Origin of the sequence: Lysobacter niastensis (assembly GCF_015453285.1) — a bacterium.
Classification (GTDB): Bacteria; Pseudomonadota; Gammaproteobacteria; order Xanthomonadales; family Xanthomonadaceae; genus Lysobacter_J; species Lysobacter_J niastensis.
In genome coordinates this window covers 174,197-189,762 of sequence record NZ_JADLZT010000003.1, presented here as the reverse complement: position 1 = coordinate 189,762, position 15,566 = coordinate 174,197, and the positions used below count along the sequence as shown (strand labels likewise).

16 protein-coding genes are annotated in these 15,566 nt (G+C 69.0%); 11 read left to right on the top strand and 5 right to left on the bottom strand.

Annotated elements, in window-relative coordinates:
• The first annotated feature begins 9 nt into the window (after positions 1-9).
• The 11 genes from IU514_RS05920 (at position 10) to IU514_RS05870 (ending at position 10,821) form a co-directional block, all read left to right on the top strand.
• The gene (locus IU514_RS05920) at positions 10-2,046 is read left to right on the top strand and encodes a translocation/assembly module TamB domain-containing protein (RefSeq protein WP_194930169.1); all 2,037 of its coding nucleotides are present in this window, start codon (positions 10-12) and stop codon (positions 2,044-2,046) included.
• A 72-nt stretch (positions 2,047-2,118) separates the two neighbouring features.
• Positions 2,119-2,721 carry a YdbL family probable chaperone protein gene (locus tag IU514_RS05915; protein WP_194930168.1) on the top strand — a complete coding sequence of 201 codons (603 nt, stop codon included), beginning with the start codon at positions 2,119-2,121 and terminating at the stop codon, positions 2,719-2,721.
• Positions 2,722-2,844: 123 nt separating this feature from the next.
• Positions 2,845-4,176 (top strand): 23S rRNA (uracil(1939)-C(5))-methyltransferase RlmD, encoded by a 1,332-nt coding sequence (rlmD, locus tag IU514_RS05910; protein ID WP_194930167.1) that lies wholly within the window; start codon positions 2,845-2,847, stop codon positions 4,174-4,176.
• A 177-nt stretch (positions 4,177-4,353) separates the two neighbouring features.
• The gene (locus IU514_RS05905) at positions 4,354-4,878 is read left to right on the top strand and encodes a CYTH domain-containing protein (RefSeq protein WP_194930166.1); all 525 of its coding nucleotides are present in this window, start codon (positions 4,354-4,356) and stop codon (positions 4,876-4,878) included.
• Between the two features lie 213 nt (positions 4,879-5,091).
• Positions 5,092-5,784, top strand: a complete 693-nt coding sequence (locus IU514_RS05900; RefSeq protein ID WP_194930476.1) for a DsbA family oxidoreductase — start codon at positions 5,092-5,094, stop codon at positions 5,782-5,784.
• A 111-nt stretch (positions 5,785-5,895) separates the two neighbouring features.
• Positions 5,896-6,891: a beta-N-acetylhexosaminidase gene (gene nagZ, locus IU514_RS05895; RefSeq protein WP_194930165.1), complete on the top strand. Its 996-nt coding sequence runs from the start codon at positions 5,896-5,898 to the stop codon at positions 6,889-6,891.
• Positions 6,891-7,460, top strand: a complete 570-nt coding sequence (locus tag IU514_RS05890; protein WP_194930164.1) for a hypoxanthine-guanine phosphoribosyltransferase — start codon at positions 6,891-6,893, stop codon at positions 7,458-7,460. The genes nagZ and IU514_RS05890 overlap by 1 nt, the downstream gene beginning before the upstream one ends.
• Before the next feature lie 4 nt (positions 7,461-7,464).
• Positions 7,465-7,923, top strand: a complete 459-nt coding sequence (locus IU514_RS05885) for a hypothetical protein (RefSeq protein WP_194930163.1) — start codon at positions 7,465-7,467, stop codon at positions 7,921-7,923.
• Positions 7,924-7,934: 11 nt separating this feature from the next.
• Positions 7,935-8,699, top strand: coding sequence for an S-methyl-5'-thioinosine phosphorylase (locus IU514_RS05880; protein WP_386760923.1), 765 nt, complete (start codon positions 7,935-7,937; stop codon positions 8,697-8,699).
• Positions 8,700-8,794: 95 nt separating this feature from the next.
• Entirely contained in the window at positions 8,795-9,001 is a 207-nt protein-coding gene (locus IU514_RS05875) for a cold-shock protein (RefSeq protein WP_194930474.1), read from the top strand.
• Positions 9,002-9,183: 182 nt separating this feature from the next.
• Complete coding sequence (locus IU514_RS05870; protein WP_194930162.1) at positions 9,184-10,821, top strand: acyl-CoA dehydrogenase family protein; 1,638 nt, start codon at positions 9,184-9,186, stop codon at positions 10,819-10,821.
• Positions 10,822-10,830: 9 nt separating this feature from the next.
• Here the strand turns inward: IU514_RS05870 and IU514_RS05865 are convergent, their stop codons facing one another.
• Genes IU514_RS05865 through IU514_RS05845 form a run of 5 tightly spaced genes read right to left on the bottom strand, consistent with a single transcriptional unit; the run spans position 10,831 to position 15,423 of the window.
• Positions 10,831-11,436, bottom strand: a complete 606-nt coding sequence (locus IU514_RS05865; RefSeq protein ID WP_194930161.1) for an HAD family hydrolase — start codon at positions 11,434-11,436, stop codon at positions 10,831-10,833.
• Between the two features lie 54 nt (positions 11,437-11,490).
• Positions 11,491-13,257, bottom strand: coding sequence for an ABC transporter transmembrane domain-containing protein (locus IU514_RS05860; RefSeq protein WP_194930160.1), 1,767 nt, complete (start codon positions 13,255-13,257; stop codon positions 11,491-11,493).
• Positions 13,254-13,859, bottom strand: coding sequence for an IMPACT family protein (locus IU514_RS05855; protein WP_194930159.1), 606 nt, complete (start codon positions 13,857-13,859; stop codon positions 13,254-13,256). Before IU514_RS05855 ends, IU514_RS05860 begins: the two co-directional genes overlap by 4 nt.
• On the bottom strand, positions 13,856-14,872 hold the full coding sequence (locus tag IU514_RS05850; protein ID WP_194930158.1) for a hypothetical protein: 1,017 nt from the start codon (positions 14,870-14,872) through the stop codon (positions 13,856-13,858). The genes IU514_RS05855 and IU514_RS05850 overlap by 4 nt, the downstream gene beginning before the upstream one ends.
• Entirely contained in the window at positions 14,869-15,423 is a 555-nt protein-coding gene (locus IU514_RS05845; protein WP_194930473.1) for an RNA polymerase sigma factor, read from the bottom strand. The genes IU514_RS05850 and IU514_RS05845 overlap by 4 nt, the downstream gene beginning before the upstream one ends.
• Positions 15,424-15,566 lie beyond the last annotated feature (143 nt).

Below are 15,566 nucleotides of genomic sequence, written 5' to 3'. Positions count from 1 at the left end.
GCTCTTTGCATGCCGCAACCGATCTTACGCCTGCTGATCGCGTGCCTGCTGACCGTGCCCTGGCTGGCCGGCGGCGAGGCGCATGCGCGTACCGCGCAGGCGAGGGTCGCAAAAATCACTACAGCCGTCGGCGTGTTCGAGAACGTCGTCGTCCGGCTCGACTGGCCCGATCGGGCACCGCAGGGGCAATTGCACGTACAGGCCGCAAGTGTCGAGGCGCCGGAGCTGGGTTATCGCTTCCGCGACGTGACGTGGCAATGCCCGCTGCGTCGCGACGGCGCGCGCTGGCGGTGCGAGGGAGACCTTCGCTCCGGCCGCGCGGCGCCGATGCGGCTGGCCATCGATATCGACGAGGTCCGTACCGACGCACGCCTCGCCCGTGGCGGCAGCGTGCTCGCGCTGCATCGTGATGCCGCCGCGCCGGATCTCACTCGCATCGACCTCACGCGCGTTCCGTTGTTGTGGACGCAGGCGATGCTGGCGAAAGCCTGGGAGCAGGGGAGGTTCACGAAGGGCACGCTGGACGGCCGCCTCACGGTCGCGGCACCCGCCAACGCACCGATGCGCATCACCGGCCCGGTGCGGCTGGGTGGAGTCGCGTTCGCCACGCCCGACGGCACCATCGCCGGCGAGAATGTCGGCGCGCAAGCGCAGATCGATGCCCGGATCGCCGACACGACGCACGTGAAGCTCGATGGCAGCCTGCTCGGCGGCGATCTGCTGTTCGGCAATGCCTATCTCGCGCTGCAGCAGCGACGCGTGGGGTTCTCGCTGGATGCCGTGCAAAGGGGCGCGGGAGGCTGGGAGTTCCCGCGACTGCACTGGCAGGACGGTGATCTTCTGGAGGCCGATGGAAGCGCGGCGCTTGCACCGGATGCCACGCTGAGGTCGCTTGACCTGCGCGCACGCAGCGTCGATGCCGGTGGCTTGCGCGACGCATACCTGACCGGCTTCCTCGGCCTGGCCGGCCTTGCGGACCTGCAGTTGCGTGGCGGGGTCGACACGCGAACTCGTATCGAGGATGGCGAGCTGCGCGAAGCCGACTTCACCCCGCATGCGCTCACGATCGACGATCCGCAGGGACGTTTCGATTTCGACGGGCTCGAAGGCGATGTCCGCTTCTCCTCGGTCGCTTCGATCGACAGCGAACTGCGCTGGCATGGCGGCGCATTGCACGGCTTGTCGTTCGGTGCGGCGCGTCTGCCATTCACCAGCCGTGACGGCGTGCTGAGCCTGCGCGAAGCCGCGACTGTGCCGATGCTGGGCGGGCAAGTGGGGTTCGACCACCTGCAACTGCGCCCGCCGTCCGGCGAACGGGGCCTCGAGATCCGTTTCGGGATGGAACTGGAGCGGCTGGACATCGCCGCGCTTGCGAAGGCGCTGGACTGGCCGGCATTCACCGGCGAGCTGACCGGGCACATTCCCGAAGCGCGCTACGCCGGCGACCGCCTCGAGTTCGAAGGTGGCCTCGCGATGCAACTGTTCGGAGGCAGCGTGCAGGTGTCGTCGCTGGCGATGGAGCGGCCATTCGGTGTCGCGCCGACGCTGTCCTCCGACATCGCTTTCGACAACATCGACCTGGAGGCGCTCACCGGCGTGCTTGGCTTCGGCGCTGTCACCGGCAAGCTCGACGGCTCGATCACCCACCTGCGCCTGGTCGACTGGCAGCCGGTCGCGTTCGACGCCGAGCTGCACAGCGATCGTGCCGCGGCCCGTGCGGCCCGTGTGCGTCAGCGCATCAGCCAGCGCGCCGTGCAGGACCTGTCCAGCGTCAGCGACGCGTCCTTCATCAGCAGCCTGCAGTCGCAGCTGATCGGGGTGTTCGATGATTTCGGGTACAGCCGCATCGGCATCCGTTGCCGCTTGAACGACGAGGTCTGCGAAATGGAAGGGCTGGGTTCAGCCGGGCCCGGCTTCATTATCGTCGAGGGTTCCGGCGTACCGAGGCTGTCGGTGGTCGGCTTCAACCGCCGGGTCGACTGGCCGATCTTGCTTGAACGCCTGGAGGCCGCCAGCAAGGGTGACGTGTCGCCGGTCTTCGAGTGACCCTTCGTGCGACAGTTCGGATAACTTAGCCACGCTCAGGGCCAGCGCCCTCAGATATCAGGGAGAAAGGATATGCGCCGTTTGTTGGGGGTTCCGGTCGCCGCGGTGATGCTGACCGCGTGCGTCACGATCAACGTGTACTTCCCGGCCGCCGAGGCCAAGGAAGCCGCGAAGGAGTTCGTCGAGAAGGTCATCGGCGACGAAGCGCAGCCAAAGGAGCCGGTGAAGGAGAACAAGCCGGGCGGGCAGAGCGCCTCGCTGGACCGCGGCATCGACTGGCTGTCGCTGGTCGGCATCGGCACTGCGTATGCGCAGGAGCAACCGGACATCACCATCAAGACGCCGGCGATCCAGGCGATCCAGTCGCGCATGGCGTCGCGCTTCGACAGCCAGTTGCGCGAGCATTTCGACTCCGGCGCGCTCGGCTTTGCCAACGACGGCACCATCAGCGTGCGCGACGCCAACAAGATCCCGTTGCCGCAGCGCGTGGCGGTCAACCAGGCCGTGTCCGACCAGGGCCGCGACGCCAAGGCGGTCTACCGTGAGATCGCGGTCGCCAACAACCACCCGGAATGGGAGCAGCAGATCCGGGCGGTGTTCGCGCGGCAGTGGATCGACAGCGCGCGTCCGGGCTGGTGGGTGCAGGACTCCGGTGGCGGCTGGCGCCAGAAATAAGGCCGGAAGGTGGTCAGGGACAGCCCGCTCCGGCGGGCTGTCTGTGTTTTTGGGCGGGGTTTTTGGGCGGGGAGGGAGCCGCTTCTGCGACAATAGCCGACCCCCCGCTTCACGCAGTTAGCTGTGGCCCGCATCGACCAGACCCCCTTTGAAGTAGAGATCACCGACCTGACCCACGATGGCCGCGGCGTCGCGCGCCGGCCCGATGGCAAGGCGGTGTTCGTAGCCGGCGCGCTGCCGGGCGAGCGCGTGATGGCCTCGCAGACCGGCCGCCATCGCAGCTTCGACGAAGCGAAGACCGTCGAGGTGCTGCTGGCGGCTCCCGAACGCGTCACTCCGCGCTGCCCGCACTTCGGCACCTGCAGCGGCTGCGCCCTGCAGCACTACGCCGAGGACAAGCAGATCCTCGCCAAGCAGCGCGTGCTGATGGAGAACTTCGAGCGCATCGGCCACGTCACGCCGGAGCGCATCCTGGCGCCGCTGACCGACGCGTCGTGGGGCTATCGCCGCAAGGGCCGCTTCTCGGTGCGGCGCGTGGAGAAGAAGGACAAGACGCTGGTCGGCTTCCGCGAGACGGACCCGCGCTTCGTCGCCGAGCTCGGCGAATGCCACACGGTGATCCCGCAGATCGGCGAGAAGATCGCGGCGCTGGCGACGCTGGTCGACAGCCTGCAGGCGCGTCGCGAGATTCCGCAGATCGAGTTCATCGCCGGCGATGCCCAGCAGGATTATTCGGGCATCGCGCTGACGTTCCGCCACCTCGTCCCGCTGACGGACGCGGACAAGGACGCCATCGTCGCCTTCGGCAAGCAGCATGGCTTCGCGATCTTCCTGCAGCCCGGCGGCGTCGACAGCGTGCACGCGCTGTGGCCGGAAGACCCGAAGCTGGCCTTCACGCTGCCGCAGTGGAACCTGGAGTTCCTGTTCCGTCCGCTCGACTTCATCCAGGTCAATGCCGGCCTCAACGGCAAGATGATCGAGCATGCGCTGACGCTGCTGGATCCGCAGCCGGAGGAACGCGTGCTCGACCTGTTCGCCGGCCTCGGCAACTTCACCCTGCCTCTGGCGCGCCGCGTGCGCGAGGTCGTCGGTGTGGAGGGCGAGGCCGGACTGGTGCGGCGCGCGCGCGACAATGCCGCCCACAACGGCATCGCCAACGCCGACTTCCATGCGGCCGACCTCGCCAAGGACCTCAGCGGCGAGTACTGGATGAAGGGTCATCCCTTCGACAAGCTGCTGCTCGACCCGCCGCGCTCCGGCGCCGACGTGGTGCTCGCACAGCTTCCGCTGAAACAGTTCAAGCGCATCGTCTACGTGAGCTGCCATCCGGCCTCGCTGGCGCGCGATGCTGGATTCCTCGTTAACGAGCGCGGGTGGAAGCTGCGTGCCGCGGGCGTGATGGACATGTTCCCGCACACCGCGCACGTGGAATCGATCGCGATGTTCGAGCAGTAAGGGCTTCGAATATTCAACCCGGGATCTAGTCCGGGGCAGGCTCTGAGCGTAGGCGCGACAGCGCCGGAGTCGACGGACGGATCGACCGTCCGCTCACCCTTCGACTCCGCTTCGCTACGCTCAGGGCGAACGGTGTGTGGAAGGCTTCCAACCGATCAAGAAGACATAGGGTCCGCCATGGGCATCGAAATCGAACGCAAGTTCCTAGTCACCGGCGACGGCTGGCGTGCCGCTGCGCGCGAGGTCGTGCCGATGGCGCAGGGTTACCTCAACGACCTGGCGGCGATGGACACCGGCGCGATGAAGGCCTCGGTGCGCGTGCGCATCGCCGGCGACGAGGCGTTCCTCAACCTCAAGTCGCGCGAACTGGGGCATACGCGACAGGAGTTCGATTACCCGATCCCGGTCGAGGACGCGCGCGGCCTGCTCGCGCTGAGCGTCGGCGGGCTGGTCGACAAGCGCCGTCACTACGTCGAGTACGAGGGTCATTTGTGGGAGGTCGACGAGTTCCTCGGCGAGAACGCCGGGCTGGTCGTCGCCGAGATAGAGCTGGCCTCCGCCGATGCCGCTTTCGCGAAGCCGGAGTGGATCGGCGCCGAGGTGACCGACTCGACTCGTTACTACAACCTCGCCTTGGCCACGCGCCCGTACTCGCAGTGGACCGAGGCCGAGCGTGCGGGTTCGGTTGCGTCCGCGCACTGACGCCCCAAGAAGTCTGGCTGCGATCCCCACGCGGCCCGCGTTGCTTCAAGCGCGAAGCAACCTGAGGCCGGGCCGGTGGACACGCAGTGCCGCGTCATCGCTCGGTCGCGTATCGACATACACTCCCTCACTCTTCCTTGCTCTGCGTGCCCACCAACCCGGCGCGGGCCACGCGGGGAACGCAGACAGACTTCAGGCATGAACGCGAAACCCCTGCGCATCGACATCTGGTCCGACGTGGTCTGCCCCTGGTGCTGGATCGGCAAGCACCGCCTGCAGCGGGCACTGGATTCGCTCGGCGAAGCCGGGAAGAACGTCGACATCCACTGGCACGCGTTCCAGCTCGATGCCGATTCCGACGAGATGCCGGTGCCGCTGCGCGAGGCCTACGAGCGCAAGTTCGGTGGCCGCGAGCGCACCGAGCAGATCCTCGCGCAGACCCAGGCCACCGGTCGCGCGGAAGGCCTGCCGTTCGACTTCGATCGCGGCCAGGTCCGCGTCAATACGTTCAAGGCGCACCGGTTGATGTGGCTGGCCGCGCAGGAAGGCGATGCCCTGGCAGTCGGCGAGGCGTTGTTCCGCGCGCACTTCGAGCAGGGCCGCAATCTCGCCGATGCGCAGACGCTGGTCGATGCTGGCGCCGCGGGTGGGCTGTCCGAGGCGCGCGTGCGCCGGATGCTCGACTCCGATGAAGGCATCAGCGAGGTGCGCGCCCAGCTCGGGCAGGCGCAGGCGATGGGCATCCGCGCGGTGCCGACCTTCGTGCTCGACGGCCGCCTGGCCGTGCAGGGCGCGCAGACGCCCGAGGTGTTCCGTGACGCCTTCGCCCGGCTCGGCGTGGCCCCGACGCCATCGGCCTCGCCGGAGGCGGCGGGCGCCTGCGGGCCGGATGGTTGCGCGGTCTGAGCGCGGCAACGATCTGAACAGCCGCCCCGCGCGGGTTATGCCGGCGTCGCCAACTGCGCGACAATGCGGGGCCGCGCCCTCGGCGCCGCCACCCCCGCCTGGAGTTTCCGCATGCTCGTGATCGGCGTCGCCGGTACCGAACTCACCGCGCAGGAGCGCGACTGGCTGCAGCACGATGCCTGCGCCGGCGTGATCCTGTTCACCCGCAACTTCGCGTCGAAGGCTCAGGTCGCCGAACTGTCGGCCGCGATCCGCGAGGCCGCGCCGCGTCCCCAGCTGATCTGCGTGGACCAGGAAGGCGGCCGCGTGCAGCGCTTCCGAGAAGGCTACAGCGCGCTGCCGCCGCTCGAAGGCTTCGGCCGGCTCTATGCCAGCGACCGCGACGCCGCCCTGAAGCTGGCCGAAGAGCACGCCTGGCTGATGGCCAATGAAGTGCGCGCCAGTGGCGTCGACCTGAGCTTCGCGCCGGTGGTCGACCTGGGCCGTGGCAACCTCGCCATCGGCAACCGCGCCTTCTCCGCCGACCCGGCCATCGTCGCCGAGTTCACCCGCGCCTACGTGCGCGGCATGCACGCTGCCGGCATGGCGGCCACGCTCAAGCACTTCCCGGGACACGGTTCGGTGCTGGCCGATACGCACTTCGACGACGCCGTCGACCCGCGTCCGCTGGATGAAATGCGAGCCACCGACCTGGTTCCGTTCGTCGCCGGCATCGAGGCCAAGGCCGACGCGGTGATGATGGCGCACGTGAAGTATCCGGCGGTCGCACCGGAGCCTGCGGGCTATTCGCGCTTCTGGATCGAGGACGTCCTGCGCACCGAGATGGGCTTCCGTGGCGTCGTCTTCAGCGACGACATCGGCATGAAGGCCGCGTTCTCCGCGGGCGGCGTCAAGCAGCGCATCGACGCGCACCTGGATGCCGGCTGCGACGTCGTGCTGGTCTGCCATCCGGAACTGGTCGAGGAATCGCTGAAGGCCGTCGAAGGCCGTCGGCTCAACACGATGGCGCTGGCTGGCCTTCTCGGCCGCGGTGCGATGGGCTGGGACGGTCTGCTGGCCGATGCCCGTTACGGAGCCACCCGTGGCCGCCTGGAGGGCCTGGCCTGATGACCGCGCCCACCTCGAATGCACACAACCTGGCCGAGGCATTGGCCAATTCCGACCTGATCTTCGACCGCGACACGCTGGAGCAGGCGATCGCGCGGATGGCGCAGTTGATCCGCCACGACTACCGGGACGAAGTGCCGCTGTTCCTGACCGTGATGCACGGCGGCCTGCCGTTCGCGGGCCGGCTCGCGATGGAGGTCGGTGCGCTCGGCGTCGACCTGGAGTTCGACTACCTGCACGCCACGCGTTACCGCGGTGCCACGTCCGGCGGCGAGCTGGTGTGGAAGCACCGTCCGGCAACGCCGCTGCAGGGCCGCCGCGTGCTGCTGGCCGACGACATCCTCGATGAGGGCCACACGCTGGCCGGCATCCGCGGGTGGTGCCTGGAGCAGGGTGCGCGCGACGTGGGCATCGCCGCGCTGGCAGTGAAGCTGCACGACCGCTGCGTGCCGGGCCTGGTGGCGGACTACGTCGGCGTCGAAGTACCGGACCGCTATGTGTTCGGCTACGGCATGGATTACCACGAACAGGGCCGCAACCTGCCCGCGATCTACGCGCTGAAGGACTGACCGCGTGGCGACGCGCAGGAGCATCGCCGGCTGGATGACTGTCGCCATGGTGATGGGCCAGCTGGCGATCATCTGGATCAAGGACCTGCGTGAGCACGGCGCCACCGAACCGTTCCTGGGGTACGCGCCGAACCTGGTCGCTGCTGCAACGCTGCCGGGACTGTGGGTCTCCTTGCGCCTGAAGCGCGGCTTCGATGCGGATTTGCCCCATGGCTGGTCGCAGTTGTGGCGCGATACCGTCAGGCACGTCCTGGCGGTGGCGGTCACCAGCGGATGCCTGCTCGCATGGGAGTTCGTGCAGGTGTACCGGCCCAATCGGACGTTCGACCTGCAGGACATCTGGGCAACCCTGGCCGGCGCCGCGCTCTGGTTTGCCGCGGTCGCCGCCGGCAGGGCACTGACGGCCCCGGCCCACCGTCGCTTCGTGGCGGCATCCGCCGCCGAAACCACTACATTGCCGTGAGCAACATCACCGTGAGCACCATCGAACTGGCCGTCATCGGCGGCACCGGCCTGTACAAGCTGGCCGACCTGCAGGACGTCGAAACCCACCAGCCGGCGACGCAATACGGCGCACCGTCAGGGCCGATCCGCGTCGGCACGCTCGACGGGCACCGGGTCGCCTTCCTCGCCCGCCATGGCGAGGGGCATTCGCTGCCGCCGCACAAGATCAACTACCGCGCCAACCTCGCCGCGCTGAAGGCGCTGGGCGCCACGCGCGTGCTCGCGCTCAACACCGTCGGCGGAATCACCGAGCGGTTCGGCCCGCGCGTGCTGGCGTGCCCGGACCAATTGATTGACTACACCTGGGGCCGCATCTCCACCGTCTGCGAAGAAGAAGGCACCGAGGTCCTGCATATCGACTTCGGCGAGCCCTATACCTGCGCCCTTCGTGGCGAAGTGCTGGCGGCCGCGCAGCGAAGCGGCGTCGCGCTGGTCGATGGCGGCTGCTATGGCGCCACCCAGGGGCCGCGCCTGGAGACCCGCGCCGAGATCGCCCGCCTGCGCCGGGACGGATGCGACCTGGTCGGCATGACCGGCATGCCCGAGGCCGGGCTCGCGCGCGAGATGGGGTTGGACTACGCGTGCCTGGGCATCGTCGCCAACTGGGCGGCCGGCGCCGGGCCGGATCCCGACGAAGTGATCACCCTGCAGGACGTCCTCGACCATGTCGCCGCGGCCTCGTCCGGCCTGCCGGCTCTGCTTCGAGCCCTGTTGGACTCGGCCGGGCGGGGGTGAGTTGTCAAGGCGTGATTCAGTTTGCATACTCGTTGCGCGCCTGGCCGCCCGGCGAGCGCGCGCGACAACGCATCCAGCATGAGGTCATCAAGGATATGCAGTACGGCACCGTGAAATGGTTCAACGACGCCAAGGGCTTCGGTTTCATTTCGCCCGAAGACGGCAGCGCGGATGTATTCGTGCACTTCTCTGCGATCAACGCCAAGGGTTTCCGCAGCCTGCAGGAAGGCCAGCGCGTGACCTACGAGCTCACCCAAGGGCCGAAGGGCGCACAGGCATCGGGTGTGGCGCCGGCGCCGTAATCCCGGCCGCCAAGGCACTACAACCGGTAACTTGTTTGAAAGGCCTCGCTTCGGCGAGGCCTTTTTTCTTGCGTGCCCGTGCGCAGGCCGGCACCGCTATCCTCGCTTTTCCGCTGCCGTCACGTTCATCGGCCGAAGCTGCCGACTACTAGAATCCCGGCAACGCCAGGACGGAATTGCACATGGAACCGCTGCCGCCGTTCGCCACGCACGTTGTCGGCAACCAGCCGCCCGAGTTCGCACCGCGCAACCTCTGGCGCGACGACCACGCCCTGCGTGAAGCCGTCGCGCACGAAGGGGGAGGCGATTTCACCGATGTGCTCGCGGGCTACGGTGCGCTGGCTGGCGACGAGCTTTACCGCCTCAGCTTCGACGCCCACCGCGACCGGCCGCGCCTGCGCACGCACGACCGCTTCGGCGAGCGCATCGACCTGGTCGAGTTCCACCCGAACTACCACCGCATCATGGAGGCCGCGATCGGGCACGGTGTCGCCGGGCTGTCGTGGTCGCATGCGCGGCCGGGCTCGCACGTCGCGCGCGCCGCGCTGAGCTATCTCCACCACCAGGTCGAACCGGGCACGAGTTGCCCGCTAACCATGACTCACGCCGCCGTCCCCGTGCTGCGCCATGCGCCAACGCTGGCCGAGTGGGGTACGAAGGCCGCCGTGTCGCATTACGACCCGCGCGACATCGGCATCCCGCACAAGCGCGGCGTCACCATCGGCATGGGCATGACCGAGAAGCAGGGCGGCAGCGACGTGCGCGCCAACGCGACGGTCGCCAAGCCGCTCGCGGGCGAGGGCGAGTACCTGCTGGTCGGGCACAAGTGGTTCTTCTCGGCGCCGATGTCGGACGGTTTCCTCGTGCTGGCACAGGCGCCAGGCGGACTGACATGCTTCCTGCTGCCGCGCTGGCGGCCCGACGGCAGCCGCAACGCGCTGCGCCTGATGCGGCTCAAGGACAAGCTTGGCGATTGGGCGAATGCATCGTCCGAGGTCGAGTTCGCCGACGCATGGGCGTACCGCGTCGGCGAGGAAGGCCGCGGCGTGGCGACCATCATCGAGATGGTGATGCTGACCCGCCTGGACTGCATGCTTGGTTCGGCGGCGGAGATGCGCATGGCGCTTGCGCAGGCCATCCACCATGCGCGCCACCGCCAGACCTTCGGGCGGAACCTGTCCGAGCACGCGCTGATGCGTAACGTGCTGGCCGACCTGGCGATCGAGGCCGAAGCGTCGATCGCGCTCGCCATGCGCGTCGCCCGCGCGGTCGACCGCGCCCCGCACGATCCGCACGAAGCCGCCTTCGCGCGCATCACGACCGCGGTCGGCAAATACTGGGTCTGCAAGCGCGCCCCGGCGTTCGTCAACGAGGCTCAGGAATGCCTCGGCGGTGCGGGCTATGTCGAGGAATCGATCCTGCCGCGGCTGTACCGGCAGGCGCCGCTCAATTCGATCTGGGAAGGCAGCGGCAACATCCAGTGCCTGGACGTGCTGCGTGCGCTGTCGCGGGAACCCGGGACGGGATCGCGGCTGCTCGCAGAACTGGAACTGGCGCGCGGGTTGAATGCCGAATACGACGAGCATCTCGCCGGTCTGAGGCCGCTGCTTGACGGCGGCATCGAGGCCGAGGAGTGGCAGGCACGGCGCTGGGTCGAGGCGATGGCGCTGGGCCTGCAGGCGGGCCTGCTGCTGCGCCACCACAGTCTGGCGGCCGAGGCGTTTTGCCGCACTCGCCTGGGAGGCGATCACGGCAACGTCTACGGCACCTTGCCGGGTGGCATCGACCTGGCCGGATTGATCGAGCGTGCGTTGCCCTGAAGCGCGGCTTCAGCCGGGAACGCAGGCGACCTCGCGCCAGCGGAAGTACTTTTTCTGCGCGATGTCGAGCAGTTCGCGGTCTTCGATGGTGTCGCCGTAGGCGTAGACCGTGGCGTAGGCGCTCATGTCGTAGTGTTCGCGCACGCGCCGCGCCTTCTCGCCGGCCACGCATTGCAGGCCTTCGTAGCGGCCGGTGAGCAGGCCGTTGCGGCTTTCCAGTTGCGAGCAGATCAGGTCCACGCCGTGCGCCGCGCACCAGTGCGTCAGGTAGACGTCCAGCGCGCCCGACACCACCACGACCGTGTCGCCCTGCGCCTGGTGCCACAGGATCCGATCGAGCGCCTCGGGGCGCATCACGCGGGGCAGCACTTCACGCGAGAACTTCAGCCCGGCCTGCCGCAGCCGCGTCTCGGAAACGCCACGGAAGCCGAAGGCGACGACGGCGGCGCGGATCAGAGAACCCGACACCAGCCCGGCGCGATAGCCCGCAACCAGTGGCGCGAACAACACGCTGCCGATGGCCAACCGCACCGGCGACACGGCGAACTTCATGAAATCCGGGAACATCTCCCGGGTCGTGATGGTGCCGTCGAAGTCGAACAGAGCGAGGTTCATCAGAACACTTCCTTGTGAAAGGCCCGCGCCGGGAACGAAGCGTAGGCGTGGAGCTCAGTCCAGGAACTGCAGTTTGGCGAGTTCGGCGTAGAGCCCGCCCTGGGCAAGCAGTTCCTCGTGGCTACCCTGGGCGATGATGCGGCCGCGATCCATCACGACGATGCGGTCCGCCTTCAGCACCGTGGCCAGGCGATGCGCGATGACCAGCGTCGTGCGGCCGCGCATCAGGCCTTCCAGCGCCTGCTGCACGGCACGTTCGCTCTGCGCGTCGAGCGCGCTGGTGGCCTCGTCCAGCAGCAGGATCGGCGCATCCTTCAGCAGTGCGCGGGCGATCGCGATGCGCTGCTGCTGGCCGCCCGAAAGGCGTGCGCCGCGCTCGCCGAGTTCGGTGTCCAGGCCTTGCGGCAGGTCGGCGATGAAGTCGCTCGCGTAGGCCGCGCGCACGGCCGATTCCACCTGTGCATCGTCGGCTTCGAGCCGGCCGTAGCGGATGTTGTCGCGCGCGGTGGTGGCAAAGATCGTCGGCTGCTGCGGCACCAGCCCGATCGTGTCGCGCAACACCGCGAGGTCGAGTTGCCGGACATCGGCATCGTCGATGCGGACGCGGCCTGTCTGGGGATCGTGGAAGCGAAGCAGCATCGAGAACACCGTGCTCTTGCCGGCGCCGGACGGGCCGACCAGGGCGACGGTCTCGCCGGGACGGACATGCAACGTGAAGTCTTCCAGCGCCGGCAGGTCGGGGCGCATCGGATAGTGGAACGTCACGTCTTCGAAGTCGATGCTGCCCTGGAACGGCTGTGGCAGCGCCTGCGGATGCGCGGGCGAGGTGATGGCGATGTCTTCGCTGAGCAGTTCGCTGATGCGGCCCATGCCACCGGCAGCGCGCTGAAGTTCGTTCCAGACCTCGGCCAGCGCACCGATCGAGCCGCCGCCGATCAGCGCATAGAGCACGAATTGCCCCAGCGTGCCGGCGCTCATGCGTTTGGCGGCGACGTCGTGTGCACCCATCCACAGCACCAGGATGATCGCGCCGAACACCAGCGTGATGGCGATGGCCGTGACCCAGGCCTGCGCCTGGATGCGGCGCCTTGCGGTGCCTACTGCGATGTTGAGCGCTTCGCCGAAGCGGCCCCGCTCGTACGGTTCGCGTGCGTGCGCCTGTACCGTGCGCACGGCGCCCAGCGTCTCCGCGGCCATCGTGTTGGCATCGGCGATGCGGTCCTGGCTGGAACGCGAAATCTTCTTCAGGCGGCGTCCGCCGACCACGATCGGCAGCACCGCCAGCGGAATGCCGATCAGCGCGTATGAGGCGAGGCGCGGACTGGTTACGAACAGCATCACCAGGCTGCCGACCACGGTGACCGAGCTGCGCAGCGCCACCGACATGCTCGAGCCGACCACGCTGCGGAGCAGTTCCGCATCGGCGGTCAGGCGCGAGACGAGCTCGCCGCTGCGGGTGCGGTCGTGGAAGCCGGCATCGAGCCCGATCAGATGTGCGTACAGCCGTTCGCGCAGGTCGGCGACGACGCGCTCGCCCAGCAGCGACACGAAGAAGAAGCGCGCCGCGGTGGCCAGCGCGAGCGCGACGGCCACGACGAACAGCAGCACGAAGGCACGGTCGATCGCGGTGCCGCCCTGCGAGAAGCCCTGGTCGATCATCGTGCCGAACGCTTTCGGCAACACCAGCGTGGCGGCCGAAGAGCAACCCAGCGCCACCAGCCAAGCGGCGAACAGTGTCTTGTGGCGGCGTACGAAAGGCCAAAGGGCCTGCAGGCTGCCGATCGGCGCCTTGGCCTGGGTGGGATCAACCTTGCCGGTCATCGGGACTCGCTTTGGGGGGCGGCGGTGCGCAGGCGCACCCGATCACGGGTGGCGTCGCGAAGCCTGTCTTTCAAGGGCGCCAGTTCCGACTCGGGCAGGCGCAGGTGCAGGTGTGCGCCGCCTGCATCGAAGCGTTCCTCCAGCTTCTCCGCGCCATGCATGGCGAGCGCGGCATGCACGGCACCGGTCACGTCGAACGGATACTCCAGCAGCACGTCGGCATGCACGATCAGCGTGCGGCGCGGTGCCGTGCGCAGGCATTCGGCCGCGCTGCCGCCGTAGGCGCGGACCAGTCCGCCGGCGCCGAGCTTGATGCCGCCGTACCAGCGAGTCACCACCACCGCCACCTGGTCCAGTCCCTGGCCGTCGATCGCGGCGAGGATCGGCCGTCCCGCGGTGCCGGCGGGTTCTCCGTCGTCGTTGAAGCGGTACTCGTTGCCGATGCGGTAGGCCCAGCAGTTGTGCGTGGCGGCCGGATCACCGACGTCCGAGAAGAACGCGAGCGCGGCTTCCGGCGTGGTGACCGGTGCGGCATGGACGAGGAAACGGCTGTGCTTGACCTCGAGCAGGTGCGAGGCCGGTGCGGCAAGGGTGGCGCTCATCGCTCCGGCCCGGCGGGCAGGGCGCGCAGGCCATCCGGCACACGGCGATGCGGGTGCTCGCGGCGGAACAGCATCAGGCTGGTACGTGCGCCGTCCAGGTCGCCGTCATCGCGGCGCTGGCGAATGCGCTCGAGCCAGTCATCCGGCGAGAGGCGGGCATCGTCGCGCGGCGGGATATCGGTCATGCGGATGCGCGAACCGGTTACGGTGATGGTGTCCAGCGACTGTTTGGAAGCGTCTTCCTCGGCTGCGGCGGCTTTGGCCCGGGATTCGGCTTCGATCGCGACGGCCTTGCGCTGCGCCATCGCGGCGGCAGGCGCCGGTGGCGCGGGCGGAGCCGGCACGAAGCGAGGTTCATCCGCTGCCGGACTCGCCATCGACGGCGCGGACGCCGGCGCCGGTGCCATCGCACCGGCAGGCGGCGTCCGGTGCTGACGGGAGTAACCGGCCGGAGCCGCGGGCGCCGGTGCATCGACGACGGCTTCGTCCAGATAGGCGTCCTCGGCCACGTTGGCGGCCTGTGCCGGTGCCGCAGCGGCCTGCGGCGTGGCGGCCTCGCGCCGGGCCTCGGCGGGCGGCGTCAGCGCCTTGCGCGGGGCCGGGGGCTCGACTGCGAGCGCTGGCGCGGCGGGAGCTTCCGGCGGCGGAGGCGGCGGTGGCGGAGCGGGCGCGCGTTCGCGCCGGATCATCTCGGCGCTGACATAGCCCATGTCGGCGGTCTCGCCCTTGGGCGCGCGCACCGGCCCCGAGGCCGGTTGCATCTGCCAGACCACGCCGACGACCAGCGCCAGCGCCGCGGCCATGCCGGCCCCCGTGATCAGGCTGGCCGGCACCCCGGTCAGGGCCAGCCAGCGGCGTCGGCGAGGCTCCACGGCCACGGCGGCATGCGCGGCGGCGAGGATGCGGGCGTCGAGCGCTGGCGGCGGGCCGTCGGCGTGCGGGCCGATCCGCGCCAGGCGCTCGGCCAGCGCGCGCTCTTCCGGCGTCAGCGGTTCGTGGCGGGGATGGTTCATTCGGTCAGTCTCGCGCGCAGCTTGTCGAGGGCGTAGCGAAGCCGTGATTTGACGGTCTCGCGTCCGACGCCGGTGATGGCGCCGATCTCCTCCAGGCTCAATTCCTGTTCCAGGCGCAGCAACACCGCCTCGCGCTGGTCCTCGGGCAATTCCTCGATCGCCCGTTGCAGGCGGCGGCGCTGTTCGAACTCCGACAGCTCGCGCTCGGGCGTGGCGGGGTCGGGGACCCGGGCGGCGCGCTCGTCGCCATCCTCGGGGGCTGGCGGCCGGTGCTTGAGCGCCCGCCAGTGGTCGTTCAGGCGATTGTGGGCGATCCGGTAAAGCCAGGTACTGAATGCGGCGTCCGGCTTCCAGCCGTGGCGGGCAGCGATCACCCGCTGCCAGACGTCCTGGAAGAACTCGTCGGCCAACGCGTTGTCGCGCACCTGGCGGAGCAGGAACCTGTACAGGGGGCCGCGGTGGCGGGCGTACAGCAGTTCGAAGGCGGACGCGTCGCCGGCCGACCAGGCCAGCATCAATACGTCGTCGCTTGCGTCCGCTGCCGAATTCATCCGGGGCAGGTTACGGGTTGGCGAGGGCCAGGTGAAGCCGCCGGGGGCGCCCGTATGGAATGGCGCCCCTCCCTTGATGATCATTTCCATGTTCTGATCAACGGCCGCCGGGGTGTGACGGGGTTGAACATACCGGGGCGATC